We start from the raw sequence: 15,087 nt of genomic DNA, 5'->3' as shown, positions 1-15,087 counted from the left end.
CCTTCCCCGATGATATAGTCTGTCTCACAGGATGGCGGGCTTTTGGGGAAGGGCCGGACGCATGGCTGACTGGATAAGGGCAGCGACCGCGCTGGGCATCGGCCTGTCGCTCGCCTCGGTATCGATCGCACCGGCCTTCTCGCCCGCGACTCTTGCCGCGCTCGATCCCGTCCGCCTCGCCCGCAGCCTGTGCAGCGGCCCGCGGGTCGGGTCCGCCCTCGCCCGCGAATTGCTGATCGCGGCCGCCGCCGCCCAGCCGATCGCCGACGCACCGCCGATCCCGCTGTTCGACGATCTCACCCATTCGCGCTTTCCGCTGACCACCGCCAATCCGCAGGCGCGCCGCTATTTCAGCCAGGGCCTGCTGCTCATGTACGGCTTCAACCATGCCGGCGCGGTCCGCTCCTTCCGTGCGGCACAACGGCTCGATCCGGCCTGCGCGCTTTGCTGGTGGGGCGAGGCGGTGGCGCTCGGCCCCAATATCAATGCACCGATGGATGCCGGCGACAGGGGCGCCGCGCTCGCCGCGATGGACCGGGCGATAATATTGCACGATCAAGCGTCACCGATGGAGCGCGGCCTGATCGAGGCGGCGGCGCTACGCTATGCCCGTCATCCCGATGCCGACCGCGCCGCGCTCGACGGCGCCTATGCCGATGCGATGCTGACACTTGCCGCGCGCTTCCCGGCCGATGACGATGTCGCCCTGCTGGCCGCCGAAGCGGCGATGGACACCAGCCCGTGGAATTATTGGGAGGCCGACCGCAAGACCCCGATCGGGCGCGCCGGCGCTGCCATCCGCCTGGTCGAAACGGTGCAGGCGCGCAATCCCGCGCATGTCCAGGCGGCGCATCTGATGATCCATCTGCTCGAAGCGAGCGATGCAAAACGCGCCGAAGCCGCCGCCGATCGCCTCTCCGCCGATGGCGTGCCCAGCGCCGCCCATCTCGTCCATATGCCGAGCCACATCTATCAGGTCGTCGGCCGCTATCGTGACTCGATCCGCGTCAACATCGCCGCCGCCCGCGCCGACGAAGTCTTCATTCGCGCCACCGACGACCACAGCCTGGTGCGCTACGGCTATTATCCGCACAATGTCCATTTCATCGTCGCCTCCGCGCAAATGGCAGGCGACATGGATGGCGCGATGCGGGAGGCGCGCCGCCTGCGCGTCATTCTCGATCCCGCAACCTCCGCCGCCATCGCCTGGATCCAGGCGATCGACGCCGCCCCCTATCTGGCCATGGCGCAGTTCGCCGCGCCCGCCGACATCCTCGCCCTGCCCGCGCCCGATCCGCGCCTGCCCTATGCCATCGCCATGCGCCATTATGCCCGCGCCGTCGCCCGTGCCCAGCAGCGCGACCAGCGCGGCTTCGATGCGGAGGTCGCGGCAATGAGCGCGCTCGCCCGCTCCGATGCACTGGCCCCGATGATTGCGCAGGGCGTCCCCGCCCCTGACCTGATCGCGCTCGCCACCGCGGTCGCGCGCGGCCGTCTCGCCACCGCCCAGCATCGCTATGCGCAGGCCGCCGATCATTATCGCGCCGCGATCGCGCTGGAGGGCAGGATCCCCTATCAGGAACCGGCCTATTGGTATTATCCGGTGCATCAGTCGCTCGGCGCTGCCCTCTTTCTCGCTGGCCGCCCCGACGATGCCAGCGCCGCTTTCCGCCAGGCACTGATCCAGGCCCCCAATAATGGCTGGTCGCTCTACGGCCTCGCCCGCGCCGAAGCCGCACAAGGACATGAGGCAGAGGCCGCCGCTGCCCGCAAGGCCCTGACCAGCGCCTGGTCCGGCAATCCCGACTGGCTGCGGATGGACCGGCTCTGAGGGGCGATCCGCTTGTCGATCGGCAAAATGGACAAATAGCCGGAAAATACTGGCCATCGCCCATTTTGCTGGTAGGGAGGGCGCGTCCAGCCCACCGGGATCGATATTCGCGCCATGGCATCCGCGCCGCCCCCTTTCCGCGTCCTGCGTCAATCGCGCCCCGGCGCGCAACGTCCATCATGAGCCGCCCCGGCCAGCGCTGGAGCCGCCGCCGCGCCCGCGCGCTGCTGCGCCATAGCGGGCCGACATCCTTGCTGTTCCGTCGCCGCCTCGCCCTGATCGGCGGCGCCGTGCTGGTGGGCCTCGCCGCGCTCGCCTTCGCCTGGGCTGCGGACGAAGCGACCGAGGCTTTCCATCGCCTGGCCACCGCCAATCGCTGGCTGCCGCTGCTGCTGACCCCGCTCGGCTTTGCCGCCCTCGCCTGGATCACCCGCAGCGTCGCGCCCTTTGCCGGCGGATCGGGCATCCCGCAGGTGATCGCCGCCACCCAATTGCCGGAAAAGGTCGGCCGCTGCCTGGTTGACCTGCGCATGGCCCTGCTGAAGGTCGTGCTGACCATCGCCGGCCTGCTAGTCGGCGCATCGGTCGGCCGCGAAGGCCCCACCGTCCAGATTTCCGCCGCCATCCTTGCCCGCGTCCACGCCCTGCTGAACGTGCCGCTGCGCGCGTCCGTCATGGTCGCGGGCGGCGCGGCCGGCGTCGCCGCCGCCTTCAACACGCCGCTCGCCGGCATTGCCTTCGCGATCGAGGAACTGGCCTCCGCCTATGAGCAGCGCATGACCCTGCTGGTCATCACGGCGGTCATCATCTCGGGCATGGTCAGCCTCGGCGTCGCTGGCGACTATGTCTATTTCGGCGCGGTCGCCGCCCATCTGCCGCTGCAATCGGCAGTGCCGGTCGCGCTGCTGGCGGGCATTCTTGGCGGCATGTCCGGCGGCCTGTTCGCCCGGCTGGCGCTTGATGCCGCCACCGCGCGCAATCGCATGACCGACTGGATGCGGGCCCATCCGGTGCTGTTCGCCGGCGGCTGTGGCCTGTTGGTGGCGGCGATTGGCGTGGCCACCGGCCTCACCTGGGGCACCAGCTATGCCCCGGCCCGCACCATGATCGCGGGCGGCGACCAGCCGCTCTGGTTCGCCCCCGCCAAATTCCTCAGCACCCTCGCCACCAGCGTCTCCGGCATTCCCGGCGGCATCTTCGCCCCCTCGCTCGCCACCGGCGCCGGGTTCGGCAATCTGCTGCGCTGGATCTTCCCCGGCGAACCGGCAAGCGCCGTCGTGCTACTCGGCATGGTCGCCTATTTCACCGGCGTGGTGCGTGCGCCATTGACGGCCGTCATCATCATTTCGGAAACCACCGGCAGCCGCGGCTTCATGCTGCCGCTGCTGGGCGCCGCACTGGTCGCCGACGCATCGGCGCAGATATTCTGTCGCGAGCGCCTCTATCACGGCCTGTCCCGCAACTTCCTGGAGCGGGCCAAGGCCGCCGAAGCGAACCGCTGACATGGCGGCGCTCGGCTGCCTGCTCCTGATGATATTGCCGATTATCGGCTTTCTCGCCGGCCAGCTGCTGGCCGGCATGGACGGCGCCTGGATCGGCGCCGCCATCGGCCTGATCGGCGCGATCGGCTTTTCGGCGGTGACCTTCTACGCCCTGCTCCAGGCCGGCCGCCGCCGCTAGCTCAGCTCTCGGCGCGCAGCTTGTCCGCCAGTTGCTGGATTTCATCGGGATTGAGCAGCCAGGTCCGGGTCTTCTGCCCCTCGCGATGCACCGGCTGGGTCAGCAGCACCCGCGCCTGTTCCTTGGCGAAGGGCTTGAACAGGCCATAATGAATGACGCAATCGCGCACCGTCGCGATCAGCGGCGCCTTGCCATCCAGGTCGATCATGGTGGCAGGCTGGTCCCAGGGGATGGTCGAGATAATCATGGATATCCCATCACCACCCACCGCGCGCGAAATCAAGGGAAAGCTTTCGCCGCCATGCCCCCGGAACCGCCCTGCCCCTTACAGCGCCCGCATCCAGAATTGCATCGGGTGGCTGACCTTTTCGCTGCCGCCGATTTCCTTCCAGCTCATCTCGCACAGCGCGCCCTCGACCGGCGCATAGCCGCGCTTGCGCCAGAAGGGGGCAAGGTCGCGGGCGTCGGCCGGACGGCGCGGATCGTTCTCCTGGCGCACCACGCCGCAGAAGATCGCAAAATCGGCGCCAGCGTCGCGCGCTGCCGCCTCGCGCGCGTCGAAGAACACGTGGCCGATGCCGCGGCCATGATAGGCCGGCAGCAGCACGGACTCGCCGAAATAGAAGCTGCGCGCGACATCGACGCCCGCCGCCACCAGCGGCGCGACCAGGCTGTCGGGCTGGCCGGCCAGCGGCGAGGCTGTGGCGATGCCGACCGGCTCCTCACCGATCCGCGCCCGCACCAAAGTCGCCTTGTCGCTGGCCAGGAAATCGCGGAGATATTCCTCCTCATGCGCGGCATCGCCCTCATAGAGATAGGGCCACTCACGGAAGATGCGGATGCGCAGCGTCGCCAGCGCCTCAAGTCCCTGCGCATCGCTGGTCACGCGGTCGACGATGATCGACGGCTCGGTCATTCTGCAATCTCCTGATCTTCGATTTGCGGCGCGGCCGGCGCATCGTCGCGCGCGGCATCGCTGGCCATCTGCGCGATCACGTCCGATCCCGCGCCATTCTGGATGATGTGGAAGGGCACATGCTGTTCGGGCCAGTGGCGGAAGGGCAGCACCGTGCCATCCGCACGCAACTGGTCGACCATGGCCAGGTCGATGTCCGCCACCACCCAGGCCGGGCCGTTCGCCTGCCCCAGCGCGATCACGCCATCATCAGGCATCGCGCCATCGGGCGGGCCGAAGGCACCGGCTGCGCCGAAATTCTCGTCCATGCAGGGCAGCCAGGGGGCCATGCCGACGCTGGGCGACTGAACGACGAAGCATTGATTTTCCATCGCCCGGGCCTGCGCGCCGATCCGCACCCGCCAATAGCCCTGCATCGTGTCGGTGGCCGATGGCGTCAGGATCAGCTTGGCGCCCGCCTCCGCCTGCGCCCGCGCGATCATCGGAAATTCGACGTCATAGCAGATCGAGATGCCGACCGGCCCGATCGGCGTGTGGATGAGGTTGATGCTGTCGCCGCCACTGATGCCCCAGCGCTCGCGCTCGAACCGGGTCATCATGATCTTGTCCTGATGACCGGTGGTGCCGTCGGGACAGAAGAGACGCGCGCGGTTGACGATCCGGCCGTCGCTTTCCCTTACCGGCCGGCTACCCGCCAGGATCATGATGTCGAGCCGCGCCGCAAGCTCGGCATGGACGCGGTCATAGGCCTCGCCAAACTGCATCACCAGGTCGAGCGAGGCGGTCAGGTCGGCCGCCCGCTCGGGATCGATCCCGGCCAGCTCCATCGCCGCATATTCGGGAAAGATCGCCAGGGTCGCGCCCAGCGCGGCGGCTTCCTCCACCCAGCGGGTCAGCTTTTCCTGCCAGGCGGCGAAGCTCTGCACCTGCTCGATCGGATATTGGGCGGCGGCAACGCGGATGTGGGTCAAGGATACCTCGGGATGGAACGGCGACGGGGCAGGCGGCGGCTTTAGCGCCCTTCGACCTGCGCGATCCAGTCCGCCAGATTATAATGGTTGGAAATGCGCGTGATCTGCCCCTCGACGATGTCGAAGAAGGCGCCGACGCGCAGATGATAGGTCTGGCCGGCGGCAGGCGGCAGCCCTTCGTCGGTCACCAGATAGCGGCCGTCCAGCATGAACTCGGCCGCCGCCCGCGTCCCCTCCGCATTGGCCAGCACGATCGGATCGATCACCGTCTCGGCATAGCAAAGGTTCATATGAGACAGGAAATCGGCGAACGCCGCCTTGCCGATGCGGGCCGCGCCCTGGCTCGGCTCGTGCCGCACATCGTCGGCCAGCAGCGCCAGCATCCCCTCGGCATCCTGCCGGTTGAAGGCATCATAATAGGCATGGACCAGGGCCAGGGTCGCTTCGGACACAGATTTCTCCTCGGACTGGGAAAATGGGCGCGGTCAGCCGACCAGCCGCATGGCCGATCGGCGATGGCGGGTGCGATAGCCGTCCGACTTCGCCTCCATCCGCGCCAGATTGTGGACGGTTAGCCCGGCGATGCCACTGATCGCGTCGACCTGATCAGCGCCCAGCGTGAAGTCGTCGCCCAGGAAGACACGGGCCGCCTTGCCATCGCCGATCGGCGCCCGCACGAACACCTCACACCGCCCGCCCCGGCTGCCGGACAGGATCGCCGCCAGCTTGGCGACGGCCTCGACCATCTCGATGTCCAGCACCAGTTCCATCCGCGACACGTTGGCGATCTCGCGGAACGGCTCCATCCGGCGCACGGTGACGCGCGGCGTTTCCTCGCCCGGCAGGCGATCCAGCTCGACATGCAGCAGCGCGCAATCGCCCTCGCGCGCCAGTTCCTCGATCTGCTTGCAGGCATCCTCGTCGAAACAGCTGGCCTGGAACTGGCCGCTCTGGTCGGAGAAGGTGGCGTTGGCATAGCGCGCGCCGCGCCGCGTCTCGCGCCAGCGCACATCTTCGACCATCGCCGCCATGATGCCCATCACCCGCCCTTCGGCATTGGGCATGCCCATCGGCTGCGAACAGATTTCGCCATAGCTTTTCGCGCCGCGCGCATCGGCCAGATGACGGAAACGGTCGACCGGATGGGCCGAGAAATAGAAGCCGAACGCCTCTTTTTCCTGCGCCATCCGGTCCGACACGGTCCAGGCCTGATGCGGCGGGATGCGAACGTCGGCATGGGCGGTCTCGACATCGCCGAACAGGCCGCCCTGCCCGCTTTCGCGCGCCTGCGCCGCGCTTGCCGCGACGCTCAGCAGGGTTTCCGCCGCCGCATGCACCCCGGCCCGGTCGGCATGGATGGTGTCGAACGCACCGGCCGCGGCCAGGCTTTCGAGCTGCCGCCGGTTGAGCAGGCGCGGCTCGATCCGGTCTGCCAGATCGTCCAGATGCTTGAACGGACCATTGGCTTCGCGCTCGGCGACCAGCTGCTCCATCGCCTTCTCGCCCACGCCCTTGAGGCCGCCCAGCGCATAGCGCACGGCAAAGCCCAGACGCGGATCATCGCCCTCGAACGGCACCGCCTCGACGGTGAAGTCGGCCTCGCTCTGGTTGAGGTCGGGCGGCAGGCAGGTCATGCCCATGCGCCGCATATCGTCAACGAAGACGGTGAGCTTTTCGGTCAGATGGATATCGAAGGCCATCGACCCGGCATAGAATTCCGCCGGATAATGGGCCTTGAGCCAGGCGGTCTGATAGGCGAGCAGCGCGTAAGCGGCGGCGTGCGACTTGTTGAAGCCATAGCCGGCGAACTTGTCGATCAAGTCGAACAGCTCGTTCGCCTTGGCCGGCTTGATGTCGCTCTTGGCGCAACCCTCTACGAAGCGCAGGCGCTGGGCGTCCATTTCCGCCTTGATCTTCTTGCCCATGGCGCGGCGCAGAAGGTCGGCGTCGCCAAGCGAGTAGCCGGCCAGGATCTGCGCGGCCTGCATCACCTGTTCCTGATAGACGAAGATGCCATAGGTTTCTTCGAGGATCGGCTTCAGCAGGATGTGCGGATATTCAATCTCTTCCTGGCCGTTCTTGCGGCGCCCGAACATCGGGATATTGTCCATCGGGCCGGGACGATAGAGCGACACCAGTGCGATGATGTCGCCGAAATTGGTCGGACGCACCGCGGCCAGCGTCTTGCGCATGCCTTCGGATTCCAGCTGGAACACGCCGACCGTATCGCCGCGCTGGAGCAGTTCATAGACTTTGGCATCGTCCCAGGCGAGCGTGTCGAGATCGACCGTGACCCCGCGCCCCTTGAGCAGTTGCACCGCCTTTTGCAGCACCGACAGCGTCTTGAGGCCGAGAAAGTCGAACTTCACCAGCCCCGCACCCTCGACGAACTTCATGTCGAACTGGGTCACCGGCATGTCGGATCGCGGATCGCGATAGAGCGGCACCAGCTGGCTCAGCGGCCGGTCGCCGATCACCACGCCGGCCGCGTGGGTGGAGCTGTGGCGCGGGAAGCCCTCCAGCTTCATCGCATAGTCGATCAGGCGTTTGACCTGATTGTCATTGTCATATTCCGCCTTGAACTCGGCGACGCCGTTCAGCGATCGCTCCAGCGTCCAGGGATCGGTCGGATGGTTGGGCACCAGCTTGGCCAGGCGATCGACCTGGCCATAGCTCATCTGCATGACGCGGCCGGTATCCTTCAGCACGGCGCGCGCCTTCAATTTACCGAAGGTGATGATCTGGGCGACATGGTCGCTGCCATATTTCTGCTGCACATAGCGGATCACCTCGCCGCGCCGCGTTTCGCAGAAGTCGATATCGAAGTCGGGCATGGAGACGCGTTCCGGGTTCAGGAAGCGCTCGAACAGCAGGCCCAGTTGCAGCGGATCTAGGTCGGTGATGGTCAGCGCCCAGGCGACCAGCGATCCGGCACCCGAACCACGGCCCGGCCCCACCGGAATATCATGATCCTTGGCCCATTTGATGAAGTCGGCCACGATCAGGAAGTAGCCGGGGAACCCCATCTGGATGATGATGTCCATTTCGAACTTCAGCCGTTCGAAATAGGGCTGACGCGCCTCGTCCGCGATGATCCCCGCCTTCTCCAGCCGGGCCTCCAGCCCCGCGATCGACTGATCGCGCAGCATGATGCCCTCACCCTCGATATCGCCGGCAAGGCTTGGCAGGATCGGCTTGCGCTTGGGCGCCATCACCGCGCAGCGCTGGGCAACGACCAGCGTGTTGGCCAGCGCCTCGGGCAGGTCCTCGAACAGCCGCTTCATCTCCGCCGCCGGCTTCATCCAGGCGTCGGGCGAGCTGGTGCGGCGGTCGGGCGTCTCGACATAGGCGCCATCGGCAATGCACAGCATCACGTCATGCGCCGCGTGAAATTCCGGCTCGGCAAAGCAGGTCGGGTTGGTCGCGACCAGCGGCAGATTGCGGTCATAGGCCAGGTCGAGCAGTTGCGGCTCCGCCTTGCCCTCGACCGGGTCCAGCCGGCGGCAAATCTCGACATAGAGCCGATCGGGGAACAGCGCCTGCAACCGGTCGGCATAGGCCAGCGCAGCGTCGGGCTGATCCTCGGCGAACAGGCGGGCGATCGCCCCCTCCCCGCCGGCGGTCAGCGCGATCACGCCATCGGTCCGCCCCTCCAGCATGTCGAGCGTGACATGCGGCACTTCTTCCAGCGGCCGGTCGAGATGCGCCATCGACACCAGCGCGCAGATATTGTCATAGCCGCCCGCATCCTGCGCATAGAGGGCGATCCAGTCATGCACCGCCGGCGCGTTGGATGGCCGGCCCGGTCGCACGACGCCCAGCATGGCGCCGACGATCGGCTGCACGCCCTCGCCCTTGCAGCCATCGGAAAAGGCCATCGACCCATAAAGGCCGTTGCGGTCGGTGATCGCCGCCGCCGGAAAACCCAGGGCCTTGGCCTGCTTGGCGATCTTCTTGGGGTCGATCGCCCCTTCGAGCATGGTGAAGGACGAAAAGATGCGCAGCGGTACGAAGGCGGAATGAGACATCGCGGCAATCTAACGACGGCAGCGCCCGCGCGCCAGTCCCGCCCGGCGAAAAGCTGTGGACAAAAGCACCACTTGTCGCTTGCCAAGGACCGCGCTTGCTGATCCTATCGCGCCCAAAGAACGGGCCAGAGGATAGGCCAGAGAACAGGGAGCACGGTCATGTCGGACAGCAACCCGGTTTCCACCCCACCCGGCATCGTCGACCGGGCCAAGGCGATCATCCTGCGGCCCAGGGACGAATGGCCGCTGATCGAGGCCGAACCGGCCAGCATCGGCAGCATCTATACCGGCTATGCCATGATCCTGGCGGCGATCCCGCCGCTCGCGACCCTGATCGGCGGACAGCTCTTTGGCCATGGCCTGTTCGGCATCAGCTGGCGCCCGCCGCTGATCGGCGCGGTCGGCATGGCGATCGCCCATTATGTCCTGTCGCTGATCGGCCTGGCCGTGCTGGCGATCATCATCAACTTCCTCGCTCCCAGCTTCGGCGGCCAGCGCGACAAGCTCAAGGCCTTCAAGATTTCCGCCTATTCGGCGACCGCCGGCTGGCTGGCCGGCATCTTCTCGCTGATACCCGGCCTCACCATGCTCGGCCTGCTCGGACTTTACAGCCTCTACCTCCTCTATCTCGGCCTGCCGCGCCTGATGAAGGTGCCAGAGCAGAAGGCGTTGCCCTACACCATCGTCACCATGGTCGCGGGCGCGCTGCTCTTCATCCTCGCCAGCCTGCTCGCCATGCCGTTCAGCGGCCTGTTCGGCGGCCATGCCGGGCCGGACGATATCAGCGCCGACATCATGGTGCCGGGCATCGGCAAGATCGACGTCGACAAGATGGACGCCGCCACTAGGCAGATGGAACAGGCCGCCAAGCGGATGGAGGAAGCAACCAGGAATGGCCGCTCCGCCGCGATCGCGCCCGATGTGCTGCAGGCGCTGCTGCCCGAGAAGATCGGCCGCTTCACCCGCACCGAGATGGAAAGCAGCGGCATGTCCGCCGGCGCCCATGCCTCCGCCCGCTACCGCGCCGGCGACGACGAGATCGAGCTGGAGGTGAACGACATCGCGGTGGCCGGCGCCTTTGCCGGGATCGGCGCGGCGCTCAACGTCCAGTCGAACCGCCAGACCGCCAGCGGCTATGAGCGCACCCAGACGATCGACGGCCGCATCGTCACCGAGGAATGGGACAAGGACAGCCGTCACGGCAAATATGCCACCACGCTGGCCGACCGCTTCATGGTCGAGGCGGAGGGCACCGTCGCCGATATCGGGGAACTCAAAGCCGCAGTGAACGCGCTCGATCTCGACCGGCTGAGCGCGCTCGCCGCAAAATAGGCAATGTCATGAGGTCGCCCGCGTAACGAATTGCCAAGCTATCGGGCCTAGGTTAGGCGCCACCATGCGTTTATCCACGATCACCAACTGGGCCTATGGGGCCACCGTCCTGCTCACCTTGGCGTCGGGCACGACGATGCTGTTCGCGTCCGGCGCGGAACAGCGCGAGCGCGCCGCGGTCGCCCAGCGCGCCAGTTTCGACCAGTTGACCTCCACCCTGGAGGAGGATGTCTATCGCCTGACCGAACAGGCGCGCGGCTATGTGATTTCGGGCGATCCCAGCCATCTGGTCGTCTACCGCCGCGAGAAGGAAGCGCTGCGTTCCGTCGAGGACCGCATTAGGCATCTCAAGGATGCCGGCGCCAACGAGAATGAGCTGAACGCGCTGCGCCAGGCGATCCAGTGGTCCGACGCCCTGTCCGACGAGCAGGATGTCGCGATCAAGGCGGCACAGTCGGGCGATGACAAGACCGCCCGCACCATCCTCTTCGGCGACGAATATGGCCGCGAACTGGACCGGGTGGCGGCACAGGTCGGCCGCTTCCAATATATGCTGGACCATCGCACCGACACGGCAGTGCAGGGCGCGACCGATAGCGCGCGCCAGTGGCGGACCATGTCGGAAATCATGCTGGGCGTCACCGCCCTGCTGTTCCTGTGCGTCCTCTATTTCGTGCTGAAGCAGCGCATCCTGCATCCGGTCGTGCGGCTGAGCGATGTCGTCACCCGCCTTGCCGCGCAGGATTTTGCCGCGATCCCGCCCGATTTCCCGCAGGTGGACGAGATTGGCGACATGGCGCAGGCGATCCGTATTTTCCGTGAAAATGGCCTGGAGCGCCAGCGACTGGAGCAGGAGCGCGATGTCGATCGCACCATGCGCGACCTGCTGTCGCGCATGACCCAGCGCCTGCAGGGCTGCGACAGCACCGCCGATCTGGTCGAGGTGGTGCGCCGTTTCACCCCGGAAATCACGCCCGACTTCCCCGGCCGCCTCTATATCCACGACATTCGCCGCAACATGATGCTGCAGGCCTGCGACTGGCTCGATCCCAAACAGTCGCGCAACGATTTCCCGGCCTCGGCCTGCTGGGCGCTGCGACGCGGCCAGGTCCACAAGCCGCGCGGCGGCATGGTCGACATTGCCTGCGAGCATCTGGAAGGCGAAACCGCCGTCCCGACCATCTGCATCCCGCTGGCGGCGCAGGGCGAAAGCATCGGCCTGCTCTATTTCGAACAGACCCGCGAGATGGATGCCGAACATCTCGATCGGGCGGAAAAATATCTGGAGATGCTGGCGGAGAATATCGGCCTAGCCCTCGCCAATCTGCGCCTGCGCGACGCGCTGCGCGAAATGGCGATGGCGGACGCGCTGACCGGCCTGCCCAACCGCCGTCATTTCGACGCCATGTTCGAGGCGCTGGTGGACGAGGCCGAACGCAACCATGCACCGCTCGCCTGCCTGATGGTCGACATCGACCATTTCAAGCGGTTCAACGACAGCTATGGCCATGATGCTGGCGACGCGGTGCTGCGCGCGGTCGGCGCGGTGCTGGGCGACTCGCTGCGCGAACAGGGTTTTGCCTTCCGCCTGGGCGGCGAGGAATTTGTCCTCCTGATGCCCGGCTTCACGCTGGAGCAGGCACTCGCCCGATCCGCCCAGATCCAGCAGCGCATCCGCGACCTGCGGGTCGAGCATCGCGGGCAGGAACTGGGGCCGATCACCGCCTCCTTTGGCCTGGCCGCCTGGCCCGACCATGGCGCCGTCACCCGACTGGTCACCACCGCCGACGCCGCGCTGCTGCGCGCCAAGGGCGAGGGCCGCGACCAGATCATGGTCGCGACCGCGCGCGAGGGGCTGTTACCGGGCTGACGCCTCTTCCAGCCGCCCTTCGTGCAGGCGGACCACCCGGTCCATCTTTTCCGCCAGCCGCTCATTATGGGTTGCGACCAGTGCCGCCGATCCTTCGCCGCGCACCAGGCGCAGAAATTCGGCCAGCACCACGTCGGCGGTGCGCTCGTCCAGATTGCCGGTCGGCTCGTCCGCCAGCACCAGCGCCGGGCGATTGGCCAGCGCGCGGGCGACCGCGACGCGCTGCTGCTCGCCGCCCGACAACTGGCTCGGCCGATGGTCGAGCCGATGGCCCAGCCCCAGCGCCGTCAGCAGCGATTCCGCACGGGTCCGCGCCGCGTCCATGGTCGCGTCCTTGATCACCTGCGGCAGCACCACATTCTCGGTCGCGTTGAAATCGGGCAATAGGTGGTGGAACTGATAGACGAAGCCCAGCGCATCGCGGCGCAGGCGGGTGCGCCCGTCATTGTCGAGCTTCGCGGCTTCCTCGCCGGCGATGCGGATCGATCCGTCGAACCCGCCTTCCAGCAGGCCGACCGCCTGCAACAGCGTCGACTTGCCCGAGCCCGACGGGCCGAGCAGCGCGACGATCTCGCCCGGCCCGACCGTCAGGTCGACGCCGCGCAGCACGTCGATCGTGACCCCGCCCTGGGTGAAGCTGCGGGACAGGCCGCTGACCTTGAGGACATCATTCATAGCGCAGCACCTGGACAGGATCGGTATTGGCAGCCTTGAAGGCCGGATAGAGGGTGGCGAGGAAGCTGAAGACCAGCGCCATCAGACAGATGATCACGATCTCGACCGGATCGGGCTTGGACGGCAATTCGGTCAGGAAGCGGATCGAGGGATCCCACAGATTCTGCCCCGTCACGAACTGGATCACATTCACCACGCTCTGGCGGAAGAAGAGGAAGGTGAAGCCCAGCGCCATGCCGGCGACCATGCCCAGCGTGCCGATGGTCACGCCCACCGTCATGAAGATCTTCACCAGCCCGCTCCGGCTCGCCCCCATGGTGCGCAGGATCGCGATATCGCGCGTCTTGGCGCGCACCAGCATGATCAGCGAGGACAGGATGTTGAACACCGCAACCAGCACGATGATCGACAGCACGACGAACATCGCCACCCGCTCGACCGCCAGCGCCTCGAACAGGCTGGCATTCATCTGGCGCCAGTCCTGCACCACGGCGCGACCGGCAACCTTGGCCGCCAGCGGCTCCAGGATCGACCCGACCTTGTCGGCATTGACCGTCTCGACCTCGATCATGCTGACGACATCGCCCAGCAGCAGCAGCGTCTGCGCATCCTCGATCGGCATGACCACGAAGGCCTTGTCATAATCATAGACGCCGACCTCGAAGATGGCGGCGACCTGATAGGATATCTGGCGCGGCATCGTGCCGAACGGGGTCGCGCGGCCAGCCGGGTTCATGATGCTGATATGGTCGCCAACCTGGATGCCCAGATTTTCGGCCAGGCGGACACCAATGCCGACCTTCTCCCTATTGGCGGTCAGCGCATTGAGGTCACCGGCGACAACCTTGCCCTTGAGCGTCGTGTTGCTGCGAATGTCGGGCACGGTCATGCCACGCACCAGCACGCCCTCGACCCGCCCCTGATAAAGGCCGAGCAGGGGCTGTTCGATCAGCGGGGTCGCGCTGGTGACGCCCGGCGTCGCCTTCGCTTCCTTCAGCACATCGCGCCAGTCGGGCAGGCGCCCGCCATAGCCCTGCACCACGGCATGGCCGTTGAGGCCGACAATCTTGTCGAACAGCTCCGCGCGGAACCCGTTCATGACGCTCATGACGATGATGAGCGCGGCGACTCCGAGCATGACCGCGGCCAGGCTGATGCCGGCGACGAGGAAGATGAAGCCTTCCCCCTTGCCCGGCAGCAAATAGCGCTTGGCGATCATGCGTTCGTAGCGGGATAGAATCATGGTGGCGCGAATGGCCCTTCTGGTAGTGATGCGGCCGGTCTAGCAGGCTGAGCCTTAACGGCAAGGATTGCGGAATTGTTGCACGCGGGACACAGGCCGATACAGAAAATCACAGAGCCCGGATTTTGCCCGTGACAGCAGGCTGCGCCAGTCATAGCAAGGCTCCCGAGGCACAGGCAAAAGGCCGTGGTTCAGGGATACTGCTTCCCACTTCAAGCTTAGGGGGCTGAGAAGTCGGTAGAGGCAGGCCAAGGGGGAGACGAGCAATCGTCCATTAAGTGCCCGGATCGCGAAAGCGGCCCGGGCACTTTTTTGTTCGGCGACTCTTGAGCATCCTTCCCGCTTAACTTCGCACATTTCCCGCACATCTTGGCATTTTCGGATTCAAGACGGAAATTTTGTTACGCTTCCATCCATTTACCGCACCCTCTTCTCGCCAGTCTATCGCCTGTGGGCGCTGTAGGACAGACGGCACGATGCTTCGCCCCTGCCCCCTCTTGAACAACGCAAAGAGCCAACCATATCAATCCCGTCCGGCCGC

General features: G+C 66.3%; 12 protein-coding genes. 5 read left to right on the top strand and 7 right to left on the bottom strand.

Annotation, left to right across the window (positions count from 1 at the left end; all coding sequences use genetic code 11):
- Positions 1–61 precede the first annotated feature (61 nt).
- The 3 genes from U0025_RS06055 to U0025_RS06045 all read left to right on the top strand — a co-directional run bounded on the left by U0025_RS06055 (position 62) and on the right by U0025_RS06045 (position 3,511).
- On the top strand, positions 62–1,831 hold the full coding sequence (locus U0025_RS06055) for a tetratricopeptide repeat protein (RefSeq protein WP_004212005.1): 1,770 nt from the start codon (positions 62–64) through the stop codon (positions 1,829–1,831).
- Positions 1,832–2,010: 179 nt separating this feature from the next.
- The gene (locus tag U0025_RS06050; protein WP_004212004.1) at positions 2,011–3,333 is read left to right on the top strand and encodes a chloride channel protein; all 1,323 of its coding nucleotides are present in this window, start codon (positions 2,011–2,013) and stop codon (positions 3,331–3,333) included.
- A gap of 1 nt (position 3,334) precedes the next feature.
- Positions 3,335–3,511, top strand: a complete 177-nt coding sequence (locus tag U0025_RS06045) for a hypothetical protein (protein WP_004212003.1) — start codon at positions 3,335–3,337, stop codon at positions 3,509–3,511.
- A gap of 1 nt (position 3,512) precedes the next feature.
- Here U0025_RS06045 and U0025_RS06040 read toward each other — a convergent pair whose 3' ends face one another.
- From U0025_RS06040 to dnaE, 5 genes are all read right to left on the bottom strand, one after another.
- Entirely contained in the window at positions 3,513–3,758 is a 246-nt protein-coding gene (locus U0025_RS06040; protein ID WP_004212002.1) for a hypothetical protein, read from the bottom strand.
- A 78-nt stretch (positions 3,759–3,836) separates the two neighbouring features.
- Entirely contained in the window at positions 3,837–4,427 is a 591-nt protein-coding gene (locus tag U0025_RS06035; RefSeq protein ID WP_004212001.1) for a GNAT family N-acetyltransferase, read from the bottom strand.
- Positions 4,424–5,398 (bottom strand): carbon-nitrogen hydrolase family protein, encoded by a 975-nt coding sequence (locus U0025_RS06030; protein WP_004211999.1) that lies wholly within the window; start codon positions 5,396–5,398, stop codon positions 4,424–4,426. The genes U0025_RS06035 and U0025_RS06030 overlap by 4 nt, the downstream gene beginning before the upstream one ends.
- Before the next feature lie 41 nt (positions 5,399–5,439).
- Positions 5,440–5,850, bottom strand: coding sequence for a ketosteroid isomerase-related protein (locus U0025_RS06025; RefSeq protein WP_004211998.1), 411 nt, complete (start codon positions 5,848–5,850; stop codon positions 5,440–5,442).
- A 33-nt stretch (positions 5,851–5,883) separates the two neighbouring features.
- On the bottom strand, positions 5,884–9,426 hold the full coding sequence (gene dnaE, locus U0025_RS06020; RefSeq protein ID WP_004211996.1) for a DNA polymerase III subunit alpha: 3,543 nt from the start codon (positions 9,424–9,426) through the stop codon (positions 5,884–5,886).
- 159 nt (positions 9,427–9,585) lie between these two features.
- Here dnaE and U0025_RS06015 point away from each other — a divergent pair, with 159 nt between their 5' ends.
- Together U0025_RS06015 and U0025_RS06010 are read left to right on the top strand one after the other, a co-directional pair.
- Positions 9,586–10,758 carry a Yip1 family protein gene (locus U0025_RS06015; RefSeq protein ID WP_004211995.1) on the top strand — a complete coding sequence of 391 codons (1,173 nt, stop codon included), beginning with the start codon at positions 9,586–9,588 and terminating at the stop codon, positions 10,756–10,758.
- Positions 10,759–10,822: 64 nt separating this feature from the next.
- Positions 10,823–12,628: a diguanylate cyclase gene (locus tag U0025_RS06010; protein WP_004211994.1), complete on the top strand. Its 1,806-nt coding sequence runs from the start codon at positions 10,823–10,825 to the stop codon at positions 12,626–12,628.
- On the opposite strand, the gene U0025_RS06005 is transcribed toward U0025_RS06010, so the two are convergent.
- Positions 12,617–13,303: an ABC transporter ATP-binding protein gene (locus U0025_RS06005; protein WP_004211993.1), complete on the bottom strand. Its 687-nt coding sequence runs from the start codon at positions 13,301–13,303 to the stop codon at positions 12,617–12,619. The genes U0025_RS06010 and U0025_RS06005 overlap by 12 nt on opposite strands.
- Entirely contained in the window at positions 13,296–14,546 is a 1,251-nt protein-coding gene (locus U0025_RS06000; RefSeq protein ID WP_004211992.1) for a lipoprotein-releasing ABC transporter permease subunit, read from the bottom strand. The genes U0025_RS06005 and U0025_RS06000 overlap by 8 nt, the downstream gene beginning before the upstream one ends.
- Between the last annotated feature and the right edge of the window lie 541 nt (positions 14,547–15,087).

The organism is Sphingobium yanoikuyae, from assembly GCF_034424525.1.
Classification (GTDB): Bacteria; Pseudomonadota; Alphaproteobacteria; order Sphingomonadales; family Sphingomonadaceae; genus Sphingobium; species Sphingobium yanoikuyae.
Note: the sequence above shows the minus strand (reverse complement) of the source record. Positions and strands in the feature narration are given on the sequence as shown.

Bases quoted from the DNA above. Each gene is read 5' to 3' on its own strand.
- dnaE (WP_004211996.1), bottom strand. From the start codon at position 9,426: ATGTCTCATTCCGCCTTCGTACCGCTGCGCATCTTTTCGTCCTTCACC.
- U0025_RS06000 (WP_004211992.1), bottom strand. From the start codon at position 14,546: ATGATTCTATCCCGCTACGAACGCATGATCGCCAAGCGCTATTTGCTG.
- U0025_RS06010 (WP_004211994.1), top strand. From the start codon at position 10,823: ATGCGTTTATCCACGATCACCAACTGGGCCTATGGGGCCACCGTCCTG.
- U0025_RS06015 (WP_004211995.1), top strand. From the start codon at position 9,586: ATGTCGGACAGCAACCCGGTTTCCACCCCACCCGGCATCGTCGACCGG.
- U0025_RS06005 (WP_004211993.1), bottom strand. From the start codon at position 13,303: ATGAATGATGTCCTCAAGGTCAGCGGCCTGTCCCGCAGCTTCACCCAG.
- U0025_RS06045 (WP_004212003.1), top strand. From the start codon at position 3,335: ATGGCGGCGCTCGGCTGCCTGCTCCTGATGATATTGCCGATTATCGGC.
- U0025_RS06050 (WP_004212004.1), top strand. From the start codon at position 2,011: ATGAGCCGCCCCGGCCAGCGCTGGAGCCGCCGCCGCGCCCGCGCGCTG.
- U0025_RS06055 (WP_004212005.1), top strand. From the start codon at position 62: ATGGCTGACTGGATAAGGGCAGCGACCGCGCTGGGCATCGGCCTGTCG.
- U0025_RS06040 (WP_004212002.1), bottom strand. From the start codon at position 3,758: ATGATTATCTCGACCATCCCCTGGGACCAGCCTGCCACCATGATCGAC.
- U0025_RS06035 (WP_004212001.1), bottom strand. From the start codon at position 4,427: ATGACCGAGCCGTCGATCATCGTCGACCGCGTGACCAGCGATGCGCAG.